The sequence below is a fragment of the Pseudoteredinibacter isoporae genome, from assembly GCF_011602085.1.
Classification (GTDB): domain Bacteria; phylum Pseudomonadota; class Gammaproteobacteria; order Pseudomonadales; family Cellvibrionaceae; genus Pseudoteredinibacter; species Pseudoteredinibacter isoporae.
This window is the reverse complement of sequence record NZ_JAAONY010000002.1, coordinates 964,948-988,530: the sequence shown is the minus strand read 5'-3', so window position 1 is coordinate 988,530 and position 23,583 is coordinate 964,948. Positions and strand designations below refer to the sequence as shown.

Genomic DNA, 23,583 nt, shown 5'->3' with positions numbered 1-23,583 from the left:
GTCATTTTTTATTGGTATTTTGTTGCTACTATATCCGAAGCCAATTCGCTTGGCTAAATAATAAGTCGTATAGCAAAACATTCATCGGCCTTATGTCTGGGGCCTGTTTGAGCCCGCGGGCTGTATTACGGAAGGATGAGTTATGCCAGATCAATTGCGATGTTATTCCCCGGTCGACGGGAAGCAGTATGTGCAACGCAGCTATTGCAGTGACGAAGAACTGATTGCCGCTGTCAGAAACGCGCGCGCGGCCCAGCAAGACTGGCAATCCATGCCTCTGGAACAACGCCTGGGCTTGCTGGACAAAGTGCTCGACTACTTTGATGAACATCGCAGCTTGATCGCTGAACAAATTACCTGGCAGATGGGGCGTCCAAGCCGCTATGCCGAAGGGGAAATAAACGGTGTGTTGGAACGTGGCCGCCATATGTTGGCCATCGCGCCGGAAGCGCTCGCCAATGTTCAGCCATCCAACGACTCGGCTCTCAACTCTGCCTCGGAGCAGGGTATTGATCATTACATCGAACTTACCCCAGTTGGGTTAGTGCTTACGGTGGCCCCTTGGAACTATCCTTTACTCACTACGGTAAACTCCGTGATTCCTGCACTGGCGGCAGGAAATGGGGTTTTGCTTAAGCCTTCGGCTCAAACGCCATTGGCGGGTGAGCATTTTCAACGCGCTTGCGCCCAGGCGGGCTTGCCCAAAGGTTTGTTGCAGTGTGTGCATCTGCGTCACGAGCAGAGCAGCCGATTGCTGAGCGAAGGCCTGGTGGATTTCGCGAGCTTTACGGGCTCGGTGCAAGCGGGGGCTGAATTTGAACGTTCGGCCGCCGGTCAGTTTCTCGGACTTGGGTTGGAATTGGGTGGCAAAGATCCGGCCTATGTACGAGCCGATCTGACTGCCGAACAGCTCGAAGAAGCGGCTGTCGCCCTGGCCGATGGTGCATTTTTTAACTCGGGTCAGTCTTGCTGTGGCATTGAACGAATATACGTGGCTGAGACGTATTATGAGCGCTTCTGCGAGCGTTTTGTTCAGGAGGTCTCACAGCTCAAGTTGGGTAGCCCCATCGAGCTTGAAACAAGTCTGGGGCCGCTAGTTCGCCCCGCAGCCGCCAACTGGGTACGAGAACAGATTCAACAAGCCGTGGAACAGGGCGCGAAGGCCTGGATCGACGGAAGTGAGTATCCACTGGATGATGGTGAAGGTGCCTACCTGGCCCCACAGGTTCTGACGGATGTGAATCACAGCATGTCGGTCATGAGCGAAGAAAGCTTTGGGCCGGTGGTGGGCATTATGCCGGTGAGCAGCGATGAACAGGCTATCGAATTGATGAACGATAGCGACTACGGTTTGAGTGCTTCCATCTGGACTCGTGACAAGGACGCTGCCCAGCTTATTGGACAGCAGATTCAAACCGGCACAGTGTTTATGAATCGCTGTGATTATCTGGACCCGGCCTTGGCCTGGACTGGAGTAAAACAAACAGGACGTGGTGTTAGCCTATCTTCATTGGGCTACGCCCAGCTTACCCAGGCGAAGTCTTTTCATTTGCGCTTGGACTAAGCAATTTTTGAGGTATTGATGGTAAAACTATGTCTGATAACACGCTAACAATTGGTATTTTGAAAACCGACGATGTTCGTCCACAACTGGTTGACGAGTTCGGTGAATACCCGGAAATGTTTGCCCGCTTGTTGGGTGAATTTGATGGTGATCTTGAGTTTAAAACCTACGAAGTTCAGCGCGGCGATTTGCCTGCGTCTGTGGATGAGGTTGATGCTTATTTGATTACGGGCAGTAAAACCTCTGTGTATGAGCCTTTGCCGTGGATTGCCGATACCGAAGCCTTTTTGCGCAAGGCGCATGCGGCCAAGAAAAAAATGCTGGGTGTTTGTTTTGGCCACCAATTATTGGCTCAGGCTTTAGGCGGAAAAACCGTTAAAGCGGAACAGGGCTGGGGTTTGGGCGTGCACCATTATCAACTGAGTGATGCGGCGGCTGACTATGGTCAGGCTGGTGAGGATTTCTCCATGTTGGTTTCCCATCAGGACCAGGTGGTTGAAAACATTCCCGGTGCGGAAGTGTTGGCGAGCAGCGATTTTTGCCCGAATGCCATGGTTAAAGTGGATGATCATATTCTCAGTTTTCAGGCCCACCCGGAATTCACCAAGAATTACTCCGAATCGTTGTTGAAGCTGCGCCGTGAAGTGTTTGGTGACGATAACGTTGAAAAAGCCCTGGCCTCCCTGAGCGATGATGTCAGCTTTAACCGTGTCACGAATTGGATGATCCAGTTCTTCCGCGCTTAATCTTCAGGAGGGCGATGCCCTCCTTATTCATTTTCCTCTTTTTCTCTTTCCGGTTCTCACTTCGATCTTTTGAGTTGTAGACACTCAGCTGGCTAGTGTGAGGGTCGATCACCATCAATGGTGATTCTTTCCATACGGCGATGAGCTGGAAAGTAATCATTGATCGGTTTGTGCAAAGTGCTGCGGTTATCCCAAAAAGCGATGGAGTTTTCCTCCCAGCGAAAACGGCAGGTGTATTCATCCTGTACGCAGTGTTGATATAGAAATTCCAGCAAGGCCTGGCTCTCGGTGTCTTTCATACCCACAATGCGCGTGGTAAACAAACGATTGACGTAAATCATTTTGCGTCCGTTTTCCGGGTGACTGCGAATGACTGGATGTTCAACAGGTGGATTTTCCGCGAGCGCTTTGGCGAGCCGTTCACGGCCACCATCTTCCGCCAGGCTGTGACGAAATCCGTGGGCAAAATCATGCACTGCACTCAAACCGGACAGAAAGCTTTGCATTTTATCTGACAGCCCATCGTAGGCAGCGCCCAGGCTGGCCCAGAGTGTATCGCCACCACAATCGGGTACGATGCGGGAGCGCAAAATACTGCCCAGCGGTGGTGTTTTGCGAAAAGTCATATCCGTATGCCATTCCTCAATTTTTGTGGGTTTTTCCGGAGTACTTTCCAGGATGGTAATTTCCGGGTAATCCGGCACGGTGCCATAGGCGGGGTGGCTCTGGAGCGGGCCAAAGGCTTCAGCCAGAGCCTTATGTTGTGCGGGGGCTATGTTCTGATCGCGAAAGAAAATCACCTGATGTTTGACCAGCAGTTCATTGAGTGTCTGCAAGGTGTTTTCGTTTAATGGTTGGTTCAGGTCGATGCCGGTAATTTCCGCTCCAAGGGCAGCGGCTAAAGGCTGTGCGCTGATCATGGTGTGTACCTCATTGCTATTTAGGGTGCTATCGCTTTGTGTTTGCCCCGCTTTTTCTTCTGGAGCGTTCAGCGATTGTTTTTCTCTCCCGGGGTACTCTGTGGCTATCCAATTGGGCCTGGTACGCTTTCAAACAGGGCTTGTTACTATAGGCAAGCTGATTCCAGCAGAAAAAGTGTAAAAGTGTCGATATTTTGGTCGATATGGGCAAAAATTGAGGAGTGGGCATGGCGATTGAAGCCATTGTGTGGTTGGCGAGCGTCGCCTTGATGGCCGGAGTCGTGCAGAGTACGGTCGGTTTTGGCTTCGGAATTGTGTTTCTGGCTTTGGCGGGGCTGCTGGTCGACGTCAAAATGGCCAGTATGGTCTCGGCCTTTGTGTCCGTGGTGCTCAATGGCAAACTTTTGCTGAACTTGCACCGTCATATAAACTGGCAACGCCTGAAGCCCATTTTAATATCGGTCATTATTGCAACGCCTTTCGGGGTGTTGTTTTTACAAAAGATCAGCAGCGACTGGTTTAACCTGTTTTTGGGTTTGTTGATTTTATGGGCTCTGCAACAACAGTTTTATCCTGCACAGCCCGACAAGCGCCCCTCTAACACCTTAATCGGTGTTCCGATGGGCTTGATCTCGGGTTTGTTTGCCGGCGCCTACAATACCGGCGGGCCGCCCCTGGTGGTGTATGTGCAATCCCAGGGGCTGGAGCGCCTGGAAAAGGTTGCCAGTTTGCAACTGCTGTTGCTCGTCGGCAGTTTGGTGCGAGTAGAAGAGATGTGGCGCCAGGATGTATTGATTCCCGGCTTGCTCTGGCCAATTGTTATTTGCTGCGTTGCTACCGTTATCGGCAGCGCTATTGGTTTACGCCTGCTAAACCGCATCAGCGATGTCTGGTTCAAGCGCATTATGGGCGTGTTTTTATTGCTTCTGGCCATTTACTATATGGGACAATGGCTGGGGCTCGGTGCATAGGACGTCATTCTGCGAATAGTAATGGCGACTATTAGATCCGCTAAACGACAGGAAGGTTTGATTTGTTTAAGAAGCGTGACAAAGACAAAAGCAATGAACCCAAAGGTGAGGTTCTGGAGGCGGAAGCGGTTTCCGTGAGTTTTGAACGAGACAAGCAATTGTTCGATGCGGCGATGAATCTGCCCGCCAGCAAAGACGATCAAGAGCTGGAAGCCATATTGGAAGCCGAGGTTGAAAACCCGAGCTTCACCCAGAAACTGGGGGATAAAATTACACGTCCTTTTCGCAATGTAAAAACCAAGCTGCGAACCAATATTCGTGACAAAGCGATTGAACGTGCCCGAACCCGCATTTTGATAGCGGGCCAGCAACCTGAAAATCTGCCCCTGGAAACCCTCGAAATCGTTGTACGCGAGGAAGAAGACAAGATTAAAAATCAAATCAAGGAAAAGGGACTGTTGTTCGTGATCGCCTCTCTGGGATTGGGGTGGTGGCTGTGATCAAACAGTTTGTCCGCCTGGCGATTGTCGCTACGGTTTGGCGTCGCTATAAGTCGAGCATTATCAGTGTGGCAGCCTTGCTTCTGTTCTGGTTTGTGGTCAGTTTTTTTCACGGCGAATACATCAGCTATGCCGAGGCGACCGGTGAGCGCCAGTTTCTGGCGGTTTCATTTTTTATCAAATGGGGTTTGGGAATGGCTGCCCTGAGTGCGTTTATCCTGTTTCACCTCAGGGCATTTCGCAAGTCAGCCGATAGGAAAGAAAACCCACAAGCTTCAAAAAAGGAACACTTAAAAGGCGAAAAGCAAAAGCCCAAAACCCAAAAAGTAAAAGATAAGCCCGAGATTCCACCGGCACCCAAGCCGGGGGACGAAGCCTATAAGGCCTCGGAAGACCCCTTCGCGGCCCTGAGGGACAAACCCAAACTCCGCAGTCGTGCCGATGTGGAATTGAGCAAGAAGGGCCGGTGAGAACCGGTAAGTAAGAAGAACAGTAGTAAGAAGAACAGTAGTAAGAAGAGCAGTAGTAAGAAGAGCAGTAGTAAGAAGAGCAGTAGTAAGAAGAGCAGTAATAAGACCTGTGTTAAAAAGCCAAAGCGGTTTTGCTTTGGCTTCTTTGTCTTGATTTACAGTTTTCTGATTTGTGCGATTTCATCCTGCTCAATACCTAAAGATTCCAGAAACTTCTGATGCTCTTCGGGCTCCATTTTTTCAAAGGTTTGGTGCCAGCGCGTCATATCGTCATCGCTTAATCCTGCACCGCGCATAATTGCTACCCAAGTGTCTTTGTTCACCATGTCATTCTCCACTTCCTGATCCAGATGCAACAGCTCGATAATGGCTTTTTGTTGTTGCCTCAGTTGTTTGATTTCAAGATCCAGTTGCTGAAAGTGTTCTTTCAAAATATCCGCTTGAGCTTTTGAGTTTCGATCCAGAAGTTCGCCAATCTTGTCGATGGCAATACCGTAGGAACGATATGCCATAATACTTTCCAGGCGGGTCACTTCCTCGGGGCCATACCAACGATATCCATTGTCACCCCGCAATTTGGGTTGCAGCAGACCAATACGTTCATAATAGAGCAGGCTGGAGCGGGCAATGCCGGCTTGTCTGGCGAGTTTTGAAATGGTCAGCATGGGTGAACCTCTTGTTGATCGAGATACGAGTCTCAAGCCTGAACCTATAGACGGGTCAAGGCGGGTCTAGCAATTTTCGGTGGAAGGGTTGCCATAAGTGGCCAGTTTTGTCTTGAGTCTGGCTTTGATTTGCTCCAATCCGGCGATCTGCTTTTCTACTGAGGCTAACTGGTCTACAACAATTTGTTTGGACTGGGATTCGCTGAGTTTGTTTTCCATAAACAGGTCGAGCAGGGGTTTGATTTGCTTCAGGCTGAGGCCAAAGGCTTTTCCCTCCTCAATCATTTCCAGTCGCTCTACAGTATCGGCGCGATAATTCTTATAGCTGCGCGTGCCGGCTTTGCGGGCATCGGCGTAGATCAGGCCGAGTTCTTCATAGTGGCGAATGGTGTGCTTGCTGATATCGAGTTTCTTACACAACTCACCGATTAACATTATTTTGCATTCTCTCAACTTGACTGTCGGGTATACCCGACACCTTAGCATGGAAACCCTGTTGAGTTGAAATGTAGAGAGAAAGAACTAATGAGCACGTCGATAAAGCAAACAGCAAGCTCCACCACAAACCCCACAACCACCCCCGCTGCGATGCCGGTAAAAACCGTCGTAATCACCGGCGCGTCTTCCGGCTTTGGTCGTCTGGCTTGTAAGGCCTTTCAAAAAGCCGGTTGGAATGTCGCCGCAACCATGCGGTCGCCTGAACGTGAGAACGAGCTGAACACCTTGCGCAACGTCCAACTGTTTCCTTTGGATGTGTGCGATCGCCAGAGTATCGAGTCGACAATAACTTCCGTGATGGAAACCTTCGGTCGTATTGATTGCTTAATTAATAACGCCGGCTATGGCGCTTTTGGTTTTCTAGAAGAGGCCAGTGAAGAAGAGATTATGCAACAAATGAACACCAACTTCTTAGGCGTGATTAATACTACCCAGGCGGTGCTGCCCTATATGAGAAAGCAAAAGGAGGGATCGATTATCAACGTTACCTCGCTCGCCGGATTGATGGGCATGCCAATGCTATCGCTGTACAGCGCTTCAAAATTTGCGGTAGAAGGCTTAACCGAATCACTGTCCCATGAGCTGGCAGAATTTGGTATTCGTGTACACCTGATTGAACCGGGTGCCTTTAAAACCGGTTTCAGTAGTGCCTACAGTTTTAACGAAGGGCAGGCCACCCCGGAGCTGAACCGGGAGAGGGGCGTTTACAAAAAGTTTCTGGATAATATGCTGGCAGAGCCGCCGAAACCCTTTGGTTACGGTGACCCTCAGGATGTTGCAAGCTTGATGCTGAAGATTGCGCAAACCCCCAAATCACCCCTGAGAAATGTTATTGGGAAAGACGGAAAGTCGCTGATGCTGACTCAAAAATTGCTAGGCAAGAAACGCTTGTTAAAAGTCATTGGTAATGCGGCGATGCCCAAACTGAGTGCTTAGGTTGTTGGTTTTTGTAAGATAACGGGCTCATATCTTCAGGCACAAAAAAGGCGAGCATGGCTCGCCTTTTTTTTAGGGCAGAAAAATAGCCTTACAGTTCGGCTATTTTCTGAACCTGTTCCTTCAGTTTCGCCAGAGCCGCTTCATAGTCGGCCAGTTTGTCTTTCTCTTTCTGCACAACTTCGGCAGGGGCTTTGCCCACAAACTTTTCGTTGTTCAGCTTGCCCTGGGTACGGCTGACTTCTTTCTCAAGCTTTTCGATCTCTTTGTTCAAGCGCGCTGTTTCGGCGTCTTTATCAATGAGCCCAGCCATCGGAACCAGAATTTCCATATCGCCGACCAAAGCGGTCGCTGACATCGGGGCCTCATCACCCGGGTTCAACCAGGTCATGCTCTCCAGGCTGGCCAGTTTCAGCAGGAATTGACGATTGTCCTCCAGTCGACGCTGATCCTCATTGCTGCCATTAGCAAAATACAAGGGCAGGTTTTTCGCTGGGGAAATGTTCATTTCTCCACGAATGTTGCGAATGCCGACGACGACGCCTTTCACCCACTCGATATCCGCAAGCGCCTGCTCATCGATTTTACTTTCATCGGCAATTGGGTACTGGGCCAGCATAATGGTGTCACCTTCGACACCGGCAAGACCTTTAATGCGCTGCCAGATTTCTTCAGTGATAAATGGCATCAAAGGATGGGCCAGTCGTAAAGTGGTTTCCAATACGCGCACCAGTGTACGACGGGTGCCACGTTGCAGCTCGGCACTGGCTTCTTCGTTCCACAGAACCGGCTTGGACAGTTCCAGATACCAATCGCAGTATTCGTTCCAGATAAAATCGTACAGAGCCTGGGAGGCTAGATCGAAACGATAGGATTCGATACCTTCCTGTACGGCTTTTTCAGTTTGTTGCAGTTTGGCGATGATCCAGCGATCGGCCAGAGAAAGTTCCACTTCTCCATTCAAATCGTGACCCTCGGTATTCATCAAGACATAACGAGAGGCGTTCCAGATTTTGTTACAGAAGTTGCGAAAGCCCTCGATACGGCCCACATCAAACTTAATGTCACGACCGGTAGAGGCCAGTGAGTAGTAGGTATAACGCAGAGCGTCGGTACCGTATGCGGCAAGACCTTCCGGGAATTCCTTGCGGGTCTGCTTTTCAATTTTACTGGCCGCCTTCGGGTTCATCATGCCGGTGGTGCGTTTCTTCACCAATGATTCCAGATCGATGCCGTCAATCAGATCGATCGGGTCCAATACATTACCCTTGGACTTGGACATCTTCTGGCCTTGACCATCACGCACCAGACCGTGGACATAAACGGTATGGAATGGGATTTCTTCACGGAAGTGCAAGGTCAGCATGATCATGCGTGCAACCCAGAAGAAAATAATATCGAAACCGGTGACCAGTACGTCGGTCGGGTTAAAGATTTTCAAACGCTCGGTTTCTTCAGGCCAGCCCAAGGTGCCGAAGGTCCACAAGCCGGAGGAGAACCAGGTGTCCAGAACGTCGTCGTCCTGTTTCAGTTTGACACCGTCGGCAATACCGTTTTCAGCGCGAACTTCTTCTTCGGTACGGCCCACATAAACGTTGCCGGCATCGTCGTACCAGGCTGGAATACGGTGACCCCACCAGAGCTGTCGGGAAATACACCAGTCCTGAATATCACGCATCCAGGAGAAGTACATATTTTCATATTGCTGGGGCACAAATTTAATATCGCCGTTTTCAACCGCTTTGATCGCCTTGTCGGCCAATGGTTGGGTTTTTACGTACCACTGATTGGTCAGATAGGGCTCGATTACCACGCCGGTACGATCACCGCGTGGTACTTTCAATTTGTGGTCGTCAATTTTGTTCAGCAGGCCAAGTGCTTCAAAGTCTTCAACGATTTGCTTACGAGCGGCAAAGCGTTCCATGCCGCGATATTTTTCCGGCACCGTGCTGTTCAGATTGGCGTCGTCATCGAGAATGTTGATCATTGGCAAGTTGTGACGCTGACCCATCTCGTAGTCATTGAAATCGTGGGCGGGGGTGATCTTCACGCAACCGGTACCGAAATCCTTATCGACATAATCGTCGGCGATAATCGGAATCTCGCGATCGGTCAGCGGCAGTTTGATCATCTTGCCGACCAAATGCTGATAGCGCTCGTCTTCAGGGTGAACCGCAACCGCCGTATCGCCCAGCATGGTTTCCGGACGCGTAGTGGCAACGGTCAGGTGGCCTGAGCCATCGGCCAATGGATAGTTAAAGTGCCACAGGAAACCGTTCTCTTCTTCACTGATGACTTCCAGATCGGAAATGGCGGTGTGCAGTTTCGGGTCCCAGTTCACCAGACGCTTGCCACGGTAAATCAAGCCGTCTTTGTAGAGCTTGATAAAGACTTCCTGTACGGCTTTGTAGAAGCCCGGGTCCATCGTAAAGCGTTCGGTGCTCCAGTCAGGGCTGGCGCCCAGGCGACGAAGCTGCTGAGTGATGGTGCCGCCGGATTCTTCTTTCCAGTCCCATACGCGCTCGGTAAATTTTTCGCGCCCCAGCTCATGGCGATTAGTGCCTTCGGCGTCCAGTAAACGCTCAACCACCATCTGGGTGGCGATACCGGCGTGGTCGGTACCGACCTGCCAGAGAGTGTTCTTACCCTGCATACGCTGATAGCGGATCAAGGCATCCATAATGCTTTCCTGGAAACCGTGCCCCATGTGCAGACTGCCGGTGACGTTAGGTGGCGGAATCATGATGCAATAGCTGTCACTGCCATCATCGACTTCGCTTTTCGGGGCAAAATAGCCGCTGTCTTCCCAGGTTTTATACCAGGACTGCTCGATGGCCTGTGGGTTGTAGGTTGTATCCAACTCGTTCGATGGGGTGTTATCGCTCATGACTACGATCTAAATCCGACTGCGTGAAATTGAGCCCGCGGCGTTCGTGCTCCGGGCGGCTTAGCAAACCGGCCATTATACAGGGCTGTCGGGGTAGATTTAAGGCTGTGAGGGGAAATATTGCTCACCGAACGGGAAATATTCCTAGCCATATCGGCATCCCGGTGATGAGCCTTCAGCATTACACCCGAAGGCGCGCGCAATAGATGACTTTAGAGGTCCAGGTCTTTGCTCACGGCGTCCAGCAAACGCTTGCGCAGCTCGGCTTCCAGCTTGGGGAGGTATTCCTCAAGAATCTCATCAACAATGGCTTCCGGGTCCGTCTGCGTTGGCTCGTCCTGGGGTTCTATTGGCAGACTGTCTTCGGGTTCCGAAATAACCACGGTTTCATCGGTCGGTGCTTCCGGCTCTTCAGGTTTTGGTGCGTCAGCTTCAATGGAAATACTGTCAGCGGTATAGGGCTGCTGTGCGGTTGGCTCGCTGATGACGGCTTCCGAAACCGAGGGTTCAGCCAGGGAATAGGATGTCTCGGGAAGCGGCAAAGAAGCCTCTGACGGTTCCGGGCTTTCTGATTCCAGTGCCGGGGTATCGTCAACGGCTGCATCAGCATCAGTGGCAACTTCATATTCTGGAGACGAAGCTGTTTGAAGGGCTTCTGTTTCTGGCTGAGCCGTTGCAGTGTCTTTTGCGGGTTCCGGGATGGTTTGAGACCTTTCCTCGACAAATGACGGTTCGCTGCGGCGAAAGGAATTCATCAAGCTCGCGGGTGGGTAGGTCGAGCTGCTTTCGCTACTGTGCTTGAAAGGATTCTCGGGTTTACCTTGTGCTTGCTCGCTTTGTTCCGTGTCAGAGAGCAAGTTCTCCGCAGACGGTTTGTTTATTTTCGAGGACGCTTCCTGAGAGGTTTCAATGGACGTTTTGGGAGCCGTTACGTTGATATCGGCTTTACGGTCGGGTTCGCTTGTCAGTTCAAGCTGGGGTTCTGATTTTAGCGTCAGATCGAGTTCTTCCGGTTTGAAAGCCTGTTCCGATTTTGTTTCTGGCTCACTATCAAACAAGTGTTGCTGGCCGGGCAAGGGCGCTTCTGCTTGGGCCTCACCGTTAAACAAATGAGGTTTGCGATTGGGTGCCGGGAAGGGATTCTGTTGAGCGTTGCTGTTTGGCTCGGGCGTTTTTCCGGTTTCCAGGGCAGAGCTTGGTTCGTTTTGTTGTTCGTTCTGTCGGTATTCCGGCTTGGCTTCTGCTTTGGGTTCTGTTTTGAGTTCAGCAGCCGCGGTTGCTTCTTCAGGCTGGGAGTGCTTGATCAGCTTCGAGGTATCAATACCAAATTTCTGGGAAACCTTGTCCAGCAAATCCATCTCTTCGTCGGGCGATGCATTCGGTTCCTCTATCGATTGCTCTTTTGATTCCTCGTCCGTTTGCTCTTCGCTATTACCAAACAAGGTTTGGCTATCGGGAACTGGCACATCAGGAATGTCGATTTCCACTTCCATTGCCTGACGAAACTCAGTGTTGATGTCCGCATTGAAGTCGCTGCTTTCCACAGGTGGTTCTTGCTTCGGCGTCAGTTCGGGTGTCGTTGCCGGAACAGGTTCCGGTTTTGTGGGCGAGGTGGCTGTGCCGAGTGTTTCGGCTGTGCTTGTGGTCTCAATAGTCGCTGCTTCAGGTGCTTGAGGCGCAGCCGTTGCTTGTGTGGATTTCGCTTCGGGCTCAACGACGGTATCCAGTGTAGGGATCACCGCATCTTCATCCAGCATGGACATGATGGATTCCAGTTCGGCCAGCAATTGTTGTTTTGTTTTGGTGGGCTGATCAGTCATGCCTTGTGTTCCAAGCGGTTTCCGATGGTCAATCTACAGAAGTTGTCGAGTGTACACATAAAGCCACATACGAGTAAGTGTTCAGCGTCGCATATCATGGTTGGCGATTGGGTAGCCGCGCTCCTGATAAAAGCGGTAGCGTTCACGGCTTGACTGCACCACATCATCATCGGGTACCACGATTTCCAGCAGACGCTCAAAGCGTGAGAAATGGCTGGGTTGTTCACTGGATAGGTTGATCAACACATTGTGGTGTTCCAGCAGCTCATCGCCGTGGGTAATCCATACGCGGTCGGCCAGTTCATGTTGGCTGCTGCTGTCATCGCTGCGGCAGCGATGGGGAATAAAACTGGTGGGGTTGTGGGCCCAGAGCCGCTGCCCGAAATCACTGCACTGTTGGGCATTGGGGGTGAGTACGCAAACCTCCTGGGAAAGGCGAAACATCTTCTCGACCAGGCGGCAGGCAAAATTGTGCCGGGCATCAAGCCCGGCTTCCGGCAAAATATAAAAATCGACTCGAGTCACGAGTGCTTTCCTGCAAGTACTTCGGTTTAAGCAAGCGGCCAGTGACCGCTTGTTTACAGTGGCTTATTTACGGCCCGCTTCGTTCATCAGATATTGAACCAACATGCTTACCGGGCGACCGGTTGCACCTTTAGCGGCGCCAGACAACCAGGCGGTACCGGCGATATCCAGGTGAGCCCAGTCGTATTTCTTAGCGAAGCGCGACAGGAAGCAGGCTGCAGTAATACTGCCACCAGGCATTCCGCCGATGTTCGCCATATCGGCAAAGTTGCTGTCCAACTGAGCCTGATACTCATCCCACAATGGCATATGCCAGGCTTTGTCTTCCGCTTGTTTACCGGCATCCAGCAGTTTTTCCGCCAGCTCATCCTTGTTGGAGTAAACCGCGGTAGCGTGCTTGCCCAGGGCCACAACACAAGCACCAGTCAGGGTGGCAACGTCCACAACCGCTTTTGGCTTGTAGCGCTCGGCGTAGGTCAGGGCGTCACAAAGAATCAAGCGGCCTTCGGCGTCGGTGTTCAGCACTTCGATGGTTTGGCCGGACATAGAGGTCACAATATCACCAGGCTTGGTGGCGTGACCGTTTGGCATATTTTCAGTGGCGGGAACCAGAGCCACAACGTTGATTGGCAGTGCCAGTTCCAGCAGAGATTGCATGGCACCGAAAACGGCAGCAGCACCGCCCATATCAAATTTCATTTCGTCCATAGCGGCGCCAGGTTTCAGACTGATACCACCGGTGTCGAAGGTAATACCTTTACCGACCAGGACGATTGGCTTGGCGGATTTGGCGCCACCTTTGTATTCCATGATGATGAACTGGGAGGGCTCATCGGAACCGGCGGCCACGGACAGATAAGAGCCCATACCGAGCTTTTCGGCCTGCTTGGCAGAAAGCGCTTTGGCGCTCATGTTCTTATATTCCTTGGCCAGGCGCTTGGCGTTTTCAGTCAGGTGCGTTGGCGTACACACATTGCCCGGACGGTTGGCCAGATCTTTTGCCAAACGCACACCTTTACCAATGGCAGCGCCAACAGCGGCGGACTTTTTGACGCCGTTCTGGGCTTTGCGGTCAGCAACCACCAGAGTGATTTTCTTCAGCTTGGAAGGGCTTTTCTTCTCGCTCTTCAGCTCATCAAAGCGATAGGCTTTGGCACTCATACGTTCAACGGCGAAGCGAGCCTGGGTGTCCAGGTCGACAGCATTGCCATCGTCCAAAAACAGGCTGGCGTCTTTACAGGCGCTGCCGGCAACCGCGGCGAATGCTTTTTGACAGGCGCTGCCAAAGCTTTTGGCGGTCAGCTCTTTGGCTTTACCAAGGCCCAGCAACACGATGCGTTTTGCCTTGCCTTCACCCGCGATGAGCTGAGTTTGGCCAAGCTTGCCCGTGAAATCACCCAGAGCACAAACGGCAGAGATTGCACCGCTTTCATCCAGCACTTTGGCGGCGGATCCCAATTTGGATTTTTCATACACCGCAACGATGGCGCAGTCGGTGCTGACGGCAGAGGCTTGAGCTGTTTTTGTTTGAAAATTGATCATGTTGAATTCCGAGACAAAGTATCCTGTTTGCTGGATAATAGACAAAATTAGAGTTTAGGCCATGTCGGCTGAGGCGTCTGCCACGTAAATGCGCAACAAGCAAAGCTGACACTTTAGCATTTTCGCCCTATGTCTACCAAGACGCATAACTGAGCCAGATCCCCATACTCGGGATCAAAGTCGCGCTTTGCTTGTCGAAGTGCTTTGAAAAAGTGGCCTGTATAAGACCCTAAGCAACGCCCAAGCCTAAGCAACACCCAAGAAAGGACAGCGAGTGATTATTTTTCGTTACCTGACCCGCGAGGTCATGTACACCATGTTGGCAGTGAGCAGTGTGCTGCTGCTGATTACCATGAGCGGACGTTTTGTGAAGTACCTGGCTCAGGCTGCCGCCGGCCAGCTGGATGCTGATGTGCTGTTTTCCATTATGGTATTTCGTCTCCCTGGTTTTTTAGAGCTGGTATTGCCTTTGGGTTTGTTTATCGGAATTTTGCTGGCCTATGGCCGCCTGTATATGGAAAGCGAAATGACCGTGCTGTCGGCTTGCGGTTTCAGTCAGGGGCAACTGACCCGTCTGACCTTGATTCCTGCGGTATTGGTAGCGGCCTTTGTTGCCCTGCTGGCGCTTGTCGTCACCCCAATGGGTGTGGATCGAACCGAGCTGATTCTTAATGAACAGAAAAAACGCAGTGAGTTCGATGGCCTAAGTCCGGGACGATTTATGTCGCTCAGTCGCAGTGGCGCCGTCAGTTATACCGAGAACCTGAGTGAAGATCGCAAACAAATGCAGCAGGTTTTTATGGCTGGCCAAGCCAGCAGTAAAGGTGATGTTGGTGTACTTAAGGCGAAAGAGGGCCGACAGTTGGACCATCCGGAATTTGGTCAGCGTTATTTGGTGTTGAACGATGGTTATCGTTACGAAGGCAAGCCGGGGCACCAATCCTATACCGTGACAAAGTTCGATGAGCAGGGCCAATACCTGCACGTGGATGACCCCGGCGCGATTATTCCGCGCAAGGCCGATCGCAAAACAACAGTAGAATTGATGGGCTCGGATGCCACATCGGATATTGCCACCTTGCATTGGCGTTTTTCCCTGCCGGTTCTGGTGATCATCGTAAGTTTGCTGGCGGTGCCATTGAGCAAAACAAACCCCCGCCAGGGCCGTTACGTAAAAATGATCCCTGCCATCTTGCTCTACATTATTTATCTGGTGTCCCTCAATGCCGCTCGTGGCATGGCCGAAGACGGAAAAGTCTCTGTGTGGCTGGCGATCTGGGGAGTACACGGAATCTTTTTATTGATTGCTGCACTGCTGCTGTACTGGCCGGACTGGATACGCAAACTGAGTTACAAACCTGACAGCCAGGAGGCCGATCATGTTGCAGCTTAGTTGGTATATCGCCAAATCCGTTATTGGGGCCGTGGCGATGGTGCTGCTGGTGATTCTCGCGCTGGATGTGATTTCTGCGCTGGTGGATCAGTTGGGCGATATGCGCGGCGATTACAATTTTACCGAAGTGCTGATTTATGTCGGGCTCACCATTCCCCGCCGAATTATTGAGTACATTCCCTTTTCGTCTCTGGTGGGTTGTTTGATTGGCCTGGGTATTCTGGCAAGTTCCAGCGAACTGGTTGTTATGCGCGCGGCGGGCGTCACTGTTGCGCGTATTACGATTGCGGTGCTTAAACCGGTCTTGTTGTTTATTGTTTTGGGCTTGCTACTCGGCGAGTACGTTACCCCTTACACCGAACAAGCCGCAGAAAGTCGCCGCTCGGTTGCCTTGGGACGGGGGCTCGCACTGGACGATAAAGGCATGTGGAATCGTGATGGCAACGAATACGTGCACGCAAACACGGTATTGCCCGGTGGCGTTTTAATGGGCGTTACCCGCTACCAGTTCGATTCAGAAGGCCAGATGCTGTCCTCCAGTTTTGCGGATCGTGCGACCTTTCAGGGCGATCATTGGCTGGAAGAAAAGGCAAACGTTTCCAGCTTTGCGGCGAACGGCTCTCACCTTGTGCAAAAATATTTTCAAACCCGCAAATGGGAAACCGAATTAACACCAGCGTTATTGTCTCTGTTGGTTCTCAGCCCCGATGGTTTATCGATTAATGATTTATACCGCTATACCGAATACTTAAGCCAGCAGGGGCTGGATGCCAGCCAATATCGTCTGGCCTTCTGGCAAAAAGTCTTACAGCCATTGGCAACGGCCAGTTTGGTATTGATTGCGGTCAGTTTTATTTTCGGTCCACTGCGCGAAACCACCATGGGCTACCGAATTTTTACCGGTGTTCTGGTGGGTATTATTTTCAGAACCTCACAGGATTTGCTTGGCCCCTCCAGTCTGGTGTTTGGCTTTGCTCCGGTTATTGCGGTGGCAATACCGATAGTGATTTGTGCGGTGATAGGATTATTGTTATTGCGAAAAGCCAACTAGCAGTCTTTAAATGCTTTGAGAAGCAAAAAGAAAAAGGGCGCTGAACAGCGCCCTTTTTCTTTTATGATACTTTGGTAGAGTCGCTACTGAGTTGAGCTTACTTGCTCTTGGGCAGCTGCAACATTCGCGTCTTGCTGAAAATATCATGCAGCGTGCGGGACTCTTTATCGATCAGTGCGTAAAAATAACCAATACCACCAAGACAAAACATGATGGGTGCCAACAGGCAGCGTATATAGCATTGTCCCCAGCTTGGTTTTTTACCTTCTTCGTTTACCAGAATTAACCGCCAGGCTTTCATGCCCAGGGTTTGGCCGCCTTTGGCGCGCCAGCAAAAGCTGCAGAAACTACTCAGAAAAAACACCAGACCGATAAAACCTAAAGTGCCCATTGAAGCGCGTTCTCCTGGCGCAGGTTCGCCACTGATCTGTACCTGGATAAACAGCACCAGCGCGGTGTAAGCCATGGCCAGGGCCATGTAAATCAGGCTGTCGTATACGATGGCGAGCAAACGTTTCCACAGCACGGCGGGTGGCAGGGGCTCGGAGGTGGTTTCAGACATAGTAATGCGCCAAAAGAAAAAGGCGCAGTGTAGCAAAGTATGAGAATTTTCGTTAGAAGGTCTGGAATGGCTCTTGAGGAGTGATGATTAGTGGACTAATGTCAGAGCCGTCCAGACCGGAAGAGGGTCGTATTCGAATATTCAGCGTTTAGAAGAAGCGATGTTCAAAGGCTAACTTCACGGTATCGCCAGACATTTTTAAACCGTAGTTGGTTTTGCCGGTTTTGGCTTTTTCACCTGAAGAATAGCTCTTCTTCTTTGAGCGGCTTTCTACCCAGTACTGTTTAAAATGATTCTTAAACATTTTTTTCAGCGCTTTGTTGCTGCGCTTCGGGCCAGACTCATTGGCGTGTTGCGCCATCCACTGATAATTCAAGGCTTGATGAGTGTGGCTCATCTCGGCTTTGCGTTTGTTTTCAGCGGCCGCCTGCAGCTCTTCATTGCTCATGCTGAACAGCGCTTCGTCTTGCCATGTATCTGAGTAGGTTTCCGCATAAGTGCTGGCTGCAAAACACAGGCACAGCGATGGTAAAAACCAATAGCTTATGAGTTGTCTACGCATTTTAACCTCCCTCGCCAAATACCCCTTGGCGACAATGTTGCAAGGTCATTGTGCGACCTTCACTAACAGTTTAGAAGCTATTTTTGCCCAATGGTTTAGCGCAAAAAACGCTAAATTAGCCGTATGAAAAATAAGCATTTTTTATGGTTTTTTTTGAAACGGAGGGAACTCTTTACATTTCTTTCCTTTCTGCCGTAGTAAACACTAACATTAGAAATTTTGTCAGCTCAAAAAACCGCCACTTTAAGAAAATTAAGCATAGATGGGCTGCGAGCTTATAGAAGATTGATCTAAGTAATTGATCAGAAAAGACCCGTAAGTTCTGACGAACGGGTGCCTTTACAGGGCAATAACCCCTTTTATCCCAATTTTCAGACACTTAGGGCCTTGGGCATCGGTGCGGTGAGACCGTTGAGAGCGCTTTTAGCGTATTGTGGCGTGTAAGCCTGAGCGCTTAACGATGGAGAAACAACATGCTGTGTTTGCTGCAGCTGATGGTGCAAGGCAATAGGCCAAAGTCATCACCGTCCAGTTGCACGGGCTCGTCGCTGCCATCGACCGAGTCAATGGCGACCTCCTGGGCACTGAACTGCTCAACACCGGGGCATTTATGCACCAAGCCCAAAGGCATAGCACACAGAGCCAGAATAAATTGCAGAGTATTCCCACTGATGGTGGTGATGATCAGCTCCTGATTCTCCAGCAAACCTTTTGGACACAGGGTGTAAGAGCCTGCATAAAAACGCCCATTACTGATGATGGCCGCGTTCACGGTTTGGCTTTGACCATCACTGATCAGGCGATACAGCCGACGGCTCGCTTTCGGTAGCTGTTTTAGCATAGAGACCACATAGGCAAGTTTGCCCATGCGTTTTTTCAAATCGGAATCGAGGCTGTGTACCACCCAGGCGTCAAAGCCAACACCGGCCATGAGTAACATCACTTTGCCGTTAATCAACGGCAGGTGAATACGGCGGGTAGGGCGCTCGGCAATCAGCTGCATAATCTTGTCGATTTTAGTGGTGCTGGCCAAGCCATTAATTCTGAGCTCTCGAGCCAGAACATTGGCGGTCCCGGTCGACAAGGCCAGAACCGGAACCTCCAATTGCCCAGCCGCATACAAACCTGCCGCCACCTCATTAATGGTGCCATCACCGCCGGCCACAATAATCAGATCGGCGTACCATTCTTCGTCGGCCAGAAAACGCGTCGCATCGCCACCGGCTTGGGTGTCGTAACGCTGCCAGGGATAACCCTCGCGATCCAAGCGGTCGCATAATGCATTCAGCCAATCTTTATCGCTGTAGCCGGAAATCGGATTGCAAATGAGCAGCAGTTTTGGTTTGCCTGGAGCGTCGTTTTGTGTGGCGGTATTAATGGTACAGCTTCCTTGGTGTTCTCAGTGATTGTCGCCGTCGAGGTGTTCAGCGCTTTTGTATAAGACGGCGGATGATAGCACGAAGCGCCATCGAGCATTTGATCCTTGTCTTTTCCTGAGCATCACGGCGCGTGAGCGCTAACGAATTGGCAGCCGTTGCAGTATAATCCCGCCCTTTATACGCAGCCTCTCGCTGCCCTATTTGATTGGCCCATGCAACTGGGCGTATTTCGGAAATTTACACCATGACTGTACGCACGCGTATTGCCCCATCTCCTACGGGCGACCCCCATGTAGGAACTGCTTATATTGCTTTGTTTAACCTGTGCTTTGCCAAGCAGCATGGCGGTGAGTTTATTCTGCGCATCGAAGATACCGATCAGCAGCGTTCTACCCGTGAATCCGAGCAGGCGATTTACGACAGTCTGCGTTGGTTGGGCCTGGATTGGGCAGAAGGCCCGGATAAGGGCGGTGATTATGGTCCTTATCGCCAAAGCGAGCGCAAGGACATTTACGCGGAATATGCCCAGCAATTGCTGGACGCCGGTCACGCTTTTAAATGTTATCGCACACCTGAAGAGCTGGATGAATTGCGTGCGGCTCGTCGTGAAGCCGGTGGTTTTGCCGCACTGAAACCCAGCGAGCTGAAGCTGTCCGACGAAGAAGTGGCCAAGCGTGAAGCTGATGGTATGCCCTACGTGGTTCGCATGATCGTGCCGGAAGGCGAGGGCCCCTGCCCGGTGGACGATATGCTGCGCGGTACCATCGAACTGGATTGGGGGCAGGTGGATGCCCAGATTCTATTGAAGTCAGACGGCATGCCAACCTATCACCTCGCCAATGTGGTGGATGATCACCTGATGAAGATCACCCACGTACTGCGCGGTGAAGAGTGGATTAATTCCGCACCCAAACACAAATTACTGTACGAATACTTTGGCTGGGACATGCCGCAGCTTTGTCATTTGCCGCTACTGCGCAATCCGGATAAATCCAAACTGAGCAAACGCAAAAACCCGACCAGCATTCTGTACTACCAGCGCATGGGCTTTTTGCCAGAAGCTTTGTTGAACTACCTCGGTCGTATGGGGTGGTCCATGCCGGACGAAAGTGAAAAGTTCAGCTTGCAGCAGATGATGGATAACTTCGACATCCAGCGTGTCAGTCTGGGTGGCCCAATTTTCGACGTGGAAAAATTGTCCTGGCTCAACGGCTTGTGGATTCGCGAAGATCTGTCCGTTCCTCAATTGGCCGATCGCCTGCAGGAGTGGGCCTTAAATCGCGAGAATCTGGAAAAGGTTCTGCCGCTGGCTCAAAGCCGCATGAACACCCTGAGCGATTTTGCGCCTCTGGCCAGTTTCCTGGCGGCGGGTCAGCTCACCATTAATGAAGAGAGCTTTACCGCGGTGAAACTGGAAGAAGAACAGCTCAAACATGTTCTGCAATTCTCCCTGTGGCGTTTGGAAGCCCTGCGAAATTGGGAGCGTGATGAGATCTTCAATTGTCTGAAGACACTGTCCGGCGAAATGGACATCAAACTCAAGGATTTCCTGGCGCCGTTGTTTATCGCTATTGCGGGAACCACCGCGTCATTCTCTGTAATGGATTCCATGGCGCTGCTGGGGCCTGATATGAGCCGGGCCCGAATTCGCCACGCTTTGAACGCCCGTTTTGGTGAATTTGGCAAGAAGGCTATGAAAAAGCTCGAAAAATCCTACCAAAGTCTGGGTTAGTAAAAATTGATGAGAAAGAGAGCGGCAGGGAGGCATAAAAGGAATTAGGCGCTATACTTATCTAGTGAATCGGGTTTTGGTAGTGGATTTAGACCAAAACTCGAGTCAAAAATGTGAAATTATCACTAGGAAAGTCGCTTGTTGTGAATTAGCTCACATTTGACTAAAATTCGACGGGTTACAGAAGCATTATTAGGTCGGATCCTAATTTGAGCCAATACGGCGACTAGGATGGTTGAAAGGGGTAATACTATTAATAATTTAATTGCTAGCTTAGGTTTTTTCATTGAGAAAAAACATGGAAGTTAAGTTAAAGCACGCCCGCAATCTCTTCCGTTCAGGTTTGGCAAGCTGTCTGCTGCTAAGCCCCACGCTTGCTGCGGCCCTCGGTCTGGGCACCATCGAACACAGCAGCTGGCTCGGCGAGCCTCTAAAAGCTGAAATTGAAGTTCTCGATCCCAAAGGCGAATACAGCCCTGAAGATATCCGTTTACGTCAAATCTACCCTGAAGAAGCCGCGGCTTTGGGGGTGGATGTGGTTGCCATTCGATTACCGCTGCGCACCGATGTCCAGCGCGAAGGTGGCAAACTACTGATCAAACTCTCAACCGATCGCCCGGTGAGTGAGCCGTTTTTGAATTTTATGCTGGCGCTGGAATGGCCCACGGGCAAAAGCTATCGTGAATACAGTCTGTTGCTGGACCCGAAAGATCAACAGCAAATCCAGGCGCCCGTCGCCAGCGCGCCGAACCGCCAAACCACAAGCGACAGACCTGGCGGCCGCCCGGTTCTTATAAACGAAGGACAAGCTAATCGTTCAGCCTCTCGTCCGGCAGTGGCTCGTCCAGTACCCAGCGCACCAATCAGCAGCGGCGATAATGCCGAATACTGGCGTGTACGTCCGGGGCAAACCCTGTCCCAGATCGCCCAGAAGGTTCGCATCGACAGCAATATTCAACTGCAGGCGGTAACCAATCATTTATACCGCAGCAATCCCCAGGCGTTCGAAGGCGGAATTGATCAATTGCAGGTTGGCGCCAATCTGCGTTTGCCAAGCAAAATCGAATACGCCCAAATGCCAAGGTGGCGTGACGAGCCTGTACAGGCCCTGGAAAATCTTCCGGCTCAAGCCGCACCTGCTGCTGCAACTCAAGTCGCTGCCAGCAATACCAAAGTTGATTACACCGTGCAGCCCGGGGATACCTTGTCCCAGGTGGCGCAAAAAATGCGTCAGGATCCGAACATTGCCCTGCAAAAAGTGATCGACGATATCTATCAGCAAAATCCTGATGCCTTTTCCGGTGGCAAACACAGCTTGCGCGTGGGCGCCAAACTGGAGTTGCGCGGTGAAGCGGCCATGCCGACCCATAAAGTCAGTATGAATGCCGTAGACGTCTCGGATGTCAGCCCCGAAGTGCCCGATGCCTCCGCATTTGATGGTGTTAATCCGCAAGCTTCGGATAGCGAAGTGAATGGGCGTTTGCGCTTAAGCGATGCCAATGTCACCGAAGAGCAGGTATTGAACGGCGAGCTGCCCTCCACCGAGCAGATGCCCATCAAACAGCAAATACAGGTGGTTTCCGAACTGACCGATAAGCTCAACCTGGAAAACCGGGAATTACGCCAGCGCATCGCCGCCGTCGACAGCAGTGACAGCGTCGAGCTTATGCAGGAGCTGGTGCTGCTGCAATCCAAACAAATTGAACACTTCCAGCAGCAGCTGAAACAAACCCTCAGCTTATTGGAACAGCAAAAAGAAGGTAACGGCTCACTGGATGGCACGTTGGCAACGCTAACGTCTTCAGAGACCGAAAGCCCTACTGAGTTACCGGCCGAAGTGGCCAGCAACGAGAGCGATAGCGAAACCCAACAAGCCCCTGCATCGAATGCCAATGAGTTACTGGGTGCCGAAGCGGTAGAGGATACTCGAACAGACGATATTGCCCTGGCTCAAGACGCTTCAACTGACACAGAGGCTAACAAAGAAACACCGCAAACCACCGCCGAAGGCGAAGATATATACGAAGGGCAGGGCGTGGGTGCCCAGCTGGCCGACCAGGCGAAATCCAGCGCCGCTGAAACGGATTCCGCCAGTACAATAACCTTGCAGGCTGACTCAAGCGCTAGCTCCAGCAGCTTGAAGCTGTGGTTGAGCTTGTTAGTCGCCGCAGTATTAGCAGCATTGGCCTGGTTGGATTTCCGTCGCCCGGGTGGCTTCCTGAATCGTTTTAATAAACCGGCGGAAGAACGTGAAGAGCCTTCTTATTCCCCAAGCCCGGCCGTGGCCGCGAACGAGCCCGTTGTGCGTGTTCGCAAACGCGAAGAGCTGGAAGTCGAAGACAATGAGCCGGTAGTGCAAGTACCCCTGGCGCCTGCGGAAGCGCCCGAAGCTCCAGAGGATGAGGCCGATATGGAGCCTATGATCACCGGAGTGGCTCGCTGGAATCGCAAAGACATCCCCATGCTGCATGTGGAAGAGTCTGAGGTGGAAGATCTTTCCAGCGATGACGAGAAGACCGACGAAAACCTAAACTTCGACGACTTCGGCCTGATGAACACCATCTCCATCGACGACCTGGACATCAACCTGGATGATGGCCTGGAAGAAGGCTTCAAGCTGGACCTCGACGACGATGAAGAAGACAAGCAAAACAAGGCCCAGTAAGCGTTATCTAAAAGCTTAAACCAGCCTGCAAATACCCCGATTTCAACAATTGGCCCGGCTCTCGAAAGAGGGGCGGGCCAAGTTTTATACAGCCCCGTTCAAGCTCAAGCCCAAACACCTTAAATCCTTGAAAATCTTACCAATTGTTGTTGACAGCACCGGCCACAGTGATAGAATGCGCCCCGCTTTCAACGA

20 protein-coding genes are annotated in these 23,583 nt (G+C 51.3%); 10 read left to right on the top strand and 10 right to left on the bottom strand.

The features are described 5' to 3' along the window. The first annotated feature begins 142 nt into the window (after positions 1-142). On the top strand, positions 143-1,564 hold the full coding sequence (locus G8768_RS12850) for an aldehyde dehydrogenase family protein (protein ID WP_166846166.1): 1,422 nt from the start codon (positions 143-145) through the stop codon (positions 1,562-1,564). 29 nt (positions 1,565-1,593) lie between these two features. Then, positions 1,594-2,310 carry a glutamine amidotransferase-related protein gene (locus tag G8768_RS12845; protein WP_166846169.1) on the top strand — a complete coding sequence of 239 codons (717 nt, stop codon included), beginning with the start codon at positions 1,594-1,596 and terminating at the stop codon, positions 2,308-2,310. A 92-nt stretch (positions 2,311-2,402) separates the two neighbouring features. On the opposite strand, the gene tauD is transcribed toward G8768_RS12845, so the two are convergent. Continuing rightward, positions 2,403-3,230: a taurine dioxygenase gene (gene tauD, locus G8768_RS12840; RefSeq protein ID WP_166846172.1), complete on the bottom strand. Its 828-nt coding sequence runs from the start codon at positions 3,228-3,230 to the stop codon at positions 2,403-2,405. A gap of 227 nt (positions 3,231-3,457) precedes the next feature. Between tauD and G8768_RS12835 the strand changes: the two genes are divergently transcribed. The 3 genes from G8768_RS12835 (at position 3,458) to G8768_RS12825 (ending at position 5,171) form a co-directional block, all read left to right on the top strand. After that, positions 3,458-4,201 (top strand): sulfite exporter TauE/SafE family protein, encoded by a 744-nt coding sequence (locus G8768_RS12835; protein ID WP_166846175.1) that lies wholly within the window; start codon positions 3,458-3,460, stop codon positions 4,199-4,201. Positions 4,202-4,263: 62 nt separating this feature from the next. Beyond that, a complete protein-coding gene (locus G8768_RS21055; protein WP_243749496.1) occupies positions 4,264-4,701 on the top strand; it encodes a hypothetical protein in 438 nt (145 codons plus the stop codon). After that, on the top strand, positions 4,698-5,171 hold the full coding sequence (locus G8768_RS12825; RefSeq protein ID WP_166846178.1) for a hypothetical protein: 474 nt from the start codon (positions 4,698-4,700) through the stop codon (positions 5,169-5,171). Before G8768_RS21055 ends, G8768_RS12825 begins: the two co-directional genes overlap by 4 nt. Before the next feature lie 155 nt (positions 5,172-5,326). Here G8768_RS12825 and G8768_RS12820 read toward each other — a convergent pair whose 3' ends face one another. Beyond that, positions 5,327-5,836 carry a MerR family transcriptional regulator gene (locus G8768_RS12820; protein WP_166846181.1) on the bottom strand — a complete coding sequence of 170 codons (510 nt, stop codon included), beginning with the start codon at positions 5,834-5,836 and terminating at the stop codon, positions 5,327-5,329. Positions 5,837-5,902: 66 nt separating this feature from the next. Further along, positions 5,903-6,271 (bottom strand): MerR family transcriptional regulator, encoded by a 369-nt coding sequence (locus G8768_RS12815; protein ID WP_166846184.1) that lies wholly within the window; start codon positions 6,269-6,271, stop codon positions 5,903-5,905. A gap of 90 nt (positions 6,272-6,361) precedes the next feature. On the opposite strand from G8768_RS12815, the gene G8768_RS12810 reads away from it, so the two are divergent. Continuing rightward, on the top strand, positions 6,362-7,270 hold the full coding sequence (locus tag G8768_RS12810) for an SDR family oxidoreductase (protein ID WP_166846187.1): 909 nt from the start codon (positions 6,362-6,364) through the stop codon (positions 7,268-7,270). A 91-nt stretch (positions 7,271-7,361) separates the two neighbouring features. Here G8768_RS12810 and G8768_RS12805 read toward each other — a convergent pair whose 3' ends face one another. From G8768_RS12805 to G8768_RS12790, 4 genes are all read right to left on the bottom strand, one after another. Then, complete coding sequence (locus G8768_RS12805) at positions 7,362-10,130, bottom strand: valine--tRNA ligase (RefSeq protein WP_166847517.1); 2,769 nt, start codon at positions 10,128-10,130, stop codon at positions 7,362-7,364. Positions 10,131-10,369: 239 nt separating this feature from the next. Beyond that, positions 10,370-11,977: a hypothetical protein gene (locus tag G8768_RS12800; protein ID WP_166846190.1), complete on the bottom strand. Its 1,608-nt coding sequence runs from the start codon at positions 11,975-11,977 to the stop codon at positions 10,370-10,372. An 81-nt stretch (positions 11,978-12,058) separates the two neighbouring features. Further along, on the bottom strand, positions 12,059-12,502 hold the full coding sequence (locus G8768_RS12795) for a DNA polymerase III subunit chi (protein WP_166846193.1): 444 nt from the start codon (positions 12,500-12,502) through the stop codon (positions 12,059-12,061). A gap of 63 nt (positions 12,503-12,565) precedes the next feature. Continuing rightward, the gene (locus tag G8768_RS12790; protein ID WP_166846197.1) at positions 12,566-14,044 is read right to left on the bottom strand and encodes a leucyl aminopeptidase; all 1,479 of its coding nucleotides are present in this window, start codon (positions 14,042-14,044) and stop codon (positions 12,566-12,568) included. Positions 14,045-14,318: 274 nt separating this feature from the next. Here G8768_RS12790 and lptF point away from each other — a divergent pair, with 274 nt between their 5' ends. Together lptF and lptG are read left to right on the top strand one after the other, a co-directional pair. Beyond that, on the top strand, positions 14,319-15,437 hold the full coding sequence (lptF, locus tag G8768_RS12785) for an LPS export ABC transporter permease LptF (protein WP_166846200.1): 1,119 nt from the start codon (positions 14,319-14,321) through the stop codon (positions 15,435-15,437). Continuing rightward, positions 15,424-16,488: an LPS export ABC transporter permease LptG gene (lptG, locus tag G8768_RS12780; protein WP_166846203.1), complete on the top strand. Its 1,065-nt coding sequence runs from the start codon at positions 15,424-15,426 to the stop codon at positions 16,486-16,488. Before lptF ends, lptG begins: the two co-directional genes overlap by 14 nt. A gap of 97 nt (positions 16,489-16,585) precedes the next feature. Here the strand turns inward: lptG and G8768_RS12775 are convergent, their stop codons facing one another. The 3 genes from G8768_RS12775 to G8768_RS12765 all read right to left on the bottom strand — a co-directional run bounded on the left by G8768_RS12775 (position 16,586) and on the right by G8768_RS12765 (position 18,939). Continuing rightward, entirely contained in the window at positions 16,586-17,050 is a 465-nt protein-coding gene (locus G8768_RS12775) for an RDD family protein (protein WP_166846206.1), read from the bottom strand. Positions 17,051-17,198: 148 nt separating this feature from the next. Further along, on the bottom strand, positions 17,199-17,612 hold the full coding sequence (locus G8768_RS12770) for a hypothetical protein (protein WP_166846209.1): 414 nt from the start codon (positions 17,610-17,612) through the stop codon (positions 17,199-17,201). A gap of 454 nt (positions 17,613-18,066) precedes the next feature. Continuing rightward, positions 18,067-18,939 (bottom strand): diacylglycerol/lipid kinase family protein, encoded by an 873-nt coding sequence (locus G8768_RS12765; protein ID WP_341801020.1) that lies wholly within the window; start codon positions 18,937-18,939, stop codon positions 18,067-18,069. 296 nt (positions 18,940-19,235) lie between these two features. Here G8768_RS12765 and gltX point away from each other — a divergent pair, with 296 nt between their 5' ends. Together gltX and G8768_RS12755 are read left to right on the top strand one after the other, a co-directional pair. Beyond that, the gene (gene gltX / locus G8768_RS12760; RefSeq protein ID WP_166846211.1) at positions 19,236-20,723 is read left to right on the top strand and encodes a glutamate--tRNA ligase; all 1,488 of its coding nucleotides are present in this window, start codon (positions 19,236-19,238) and stop codon (positions 20,721-20,723) included. 298 nt (positions 20,724-21,021) lie between these two features. After that, a complete protein-coding gene (locus tag G8768_RS12755) occupies positions 21,022-23,388 on the top strand; it encodes a FimV/HubP-related protein (protein ID WP_166846214.1) in 2,367 nt (788 codons plus the stop codon). Positions 23,389-23,583: the final 195 nt, after the last annotated feature.

Coding starts and splice junctions, on each gene's coding strand:
- G8768_RS12850 (WP_166846166.1), top strand. CDS start 143: ATGCCAGATCAATTGCGATGTTATTCCCCGGTCGACGGGAAGCAGTAT.
- G8768_RS12845 (WP_166846169.1), top strand. CDS start 1,594: ATGTCTGATAACACGCTAACAATTGGTATTTTGAAAACCGACGATGTT.
- tauD (WP_166846172.1), bottom strand. CDS start 3,230: ATGATCAGCGCACAGCCTTTAGCCGCTGCCCTTGGAGCGGAAATTACC.
- G8768_RS12835 (WP_166846175.1), top strand. CDS start 3,458: ATGGCGATTGAAGCCATTGTGTGGTTGGCGAGCGTCGCCTTGATGGCC.
- G8768_RS12820 (WP_166846181.1), bottom strand. CDS start 5,836: ATGCTGACCATTTCAAAACTCGCCAGACAAGCCGGCATTGCCCGCTCC.
- G8768_RS12815 (WP_166846184.1), bottom strand. CDS start 6,271: ATGTTAATCGGTGAGTTGTGTAAGAAACTCGATATCAGCAAGCACACC.
- G8768_RS12810 (WP_166846187.1), top strand. CDS start 6,362: ATGAGCACGTCGATAAAGCAAACAGCAAGCTCCACCACAAACCCCACA.
- G8768_RS12800 (WP_166846190.1), bottom strand. CDS start 11,977: ATGACTGATCAGCCCACCAAAACAAAACAACAATTGCTGGCCGAACTG.
- G8768_RS12790 (WP_166846197.1), bottom strand. CDS start 14,044: ATGATCAATTTTCAAACAAAAACAGCTCAAGCCTCTGCCGTCAGCACC.
- lptG (WP_166846203.1), top strand. CDS start 15,424: ATGTTGCAGCTTAGTTGGTATATCGCCAAATCCGTTATTGGGGCCGTG.
- G8768_RS12775 (WP_166846206.1), bottom strand. CDS start 17,050: ATGTCTGAAACCACCTCCGAGCCCCTGCCACCCGCCGTGCTGTGGAAA.
- G8768_RS12770 (WP_166846209.1), bottom strand. CDS start 17,612: ATGCGTAGACAACTCATAAGCTATTGGTTTTTACCATCGCTGTGCCTG.
- gltX (WP_166846211.1), top strand. CDS start 19,236: ATGACTGTACGCACGCGTATTGCCCCATCTCCTACGGGCGACCCCCAT.
- G8768_RS12755 (WP_166846214.1), top strand. CDS start 21,022: ATGGAAGTTAAGTTAAAGCACGCCCGCAATCTCTTCCGTTCAGGTTTG.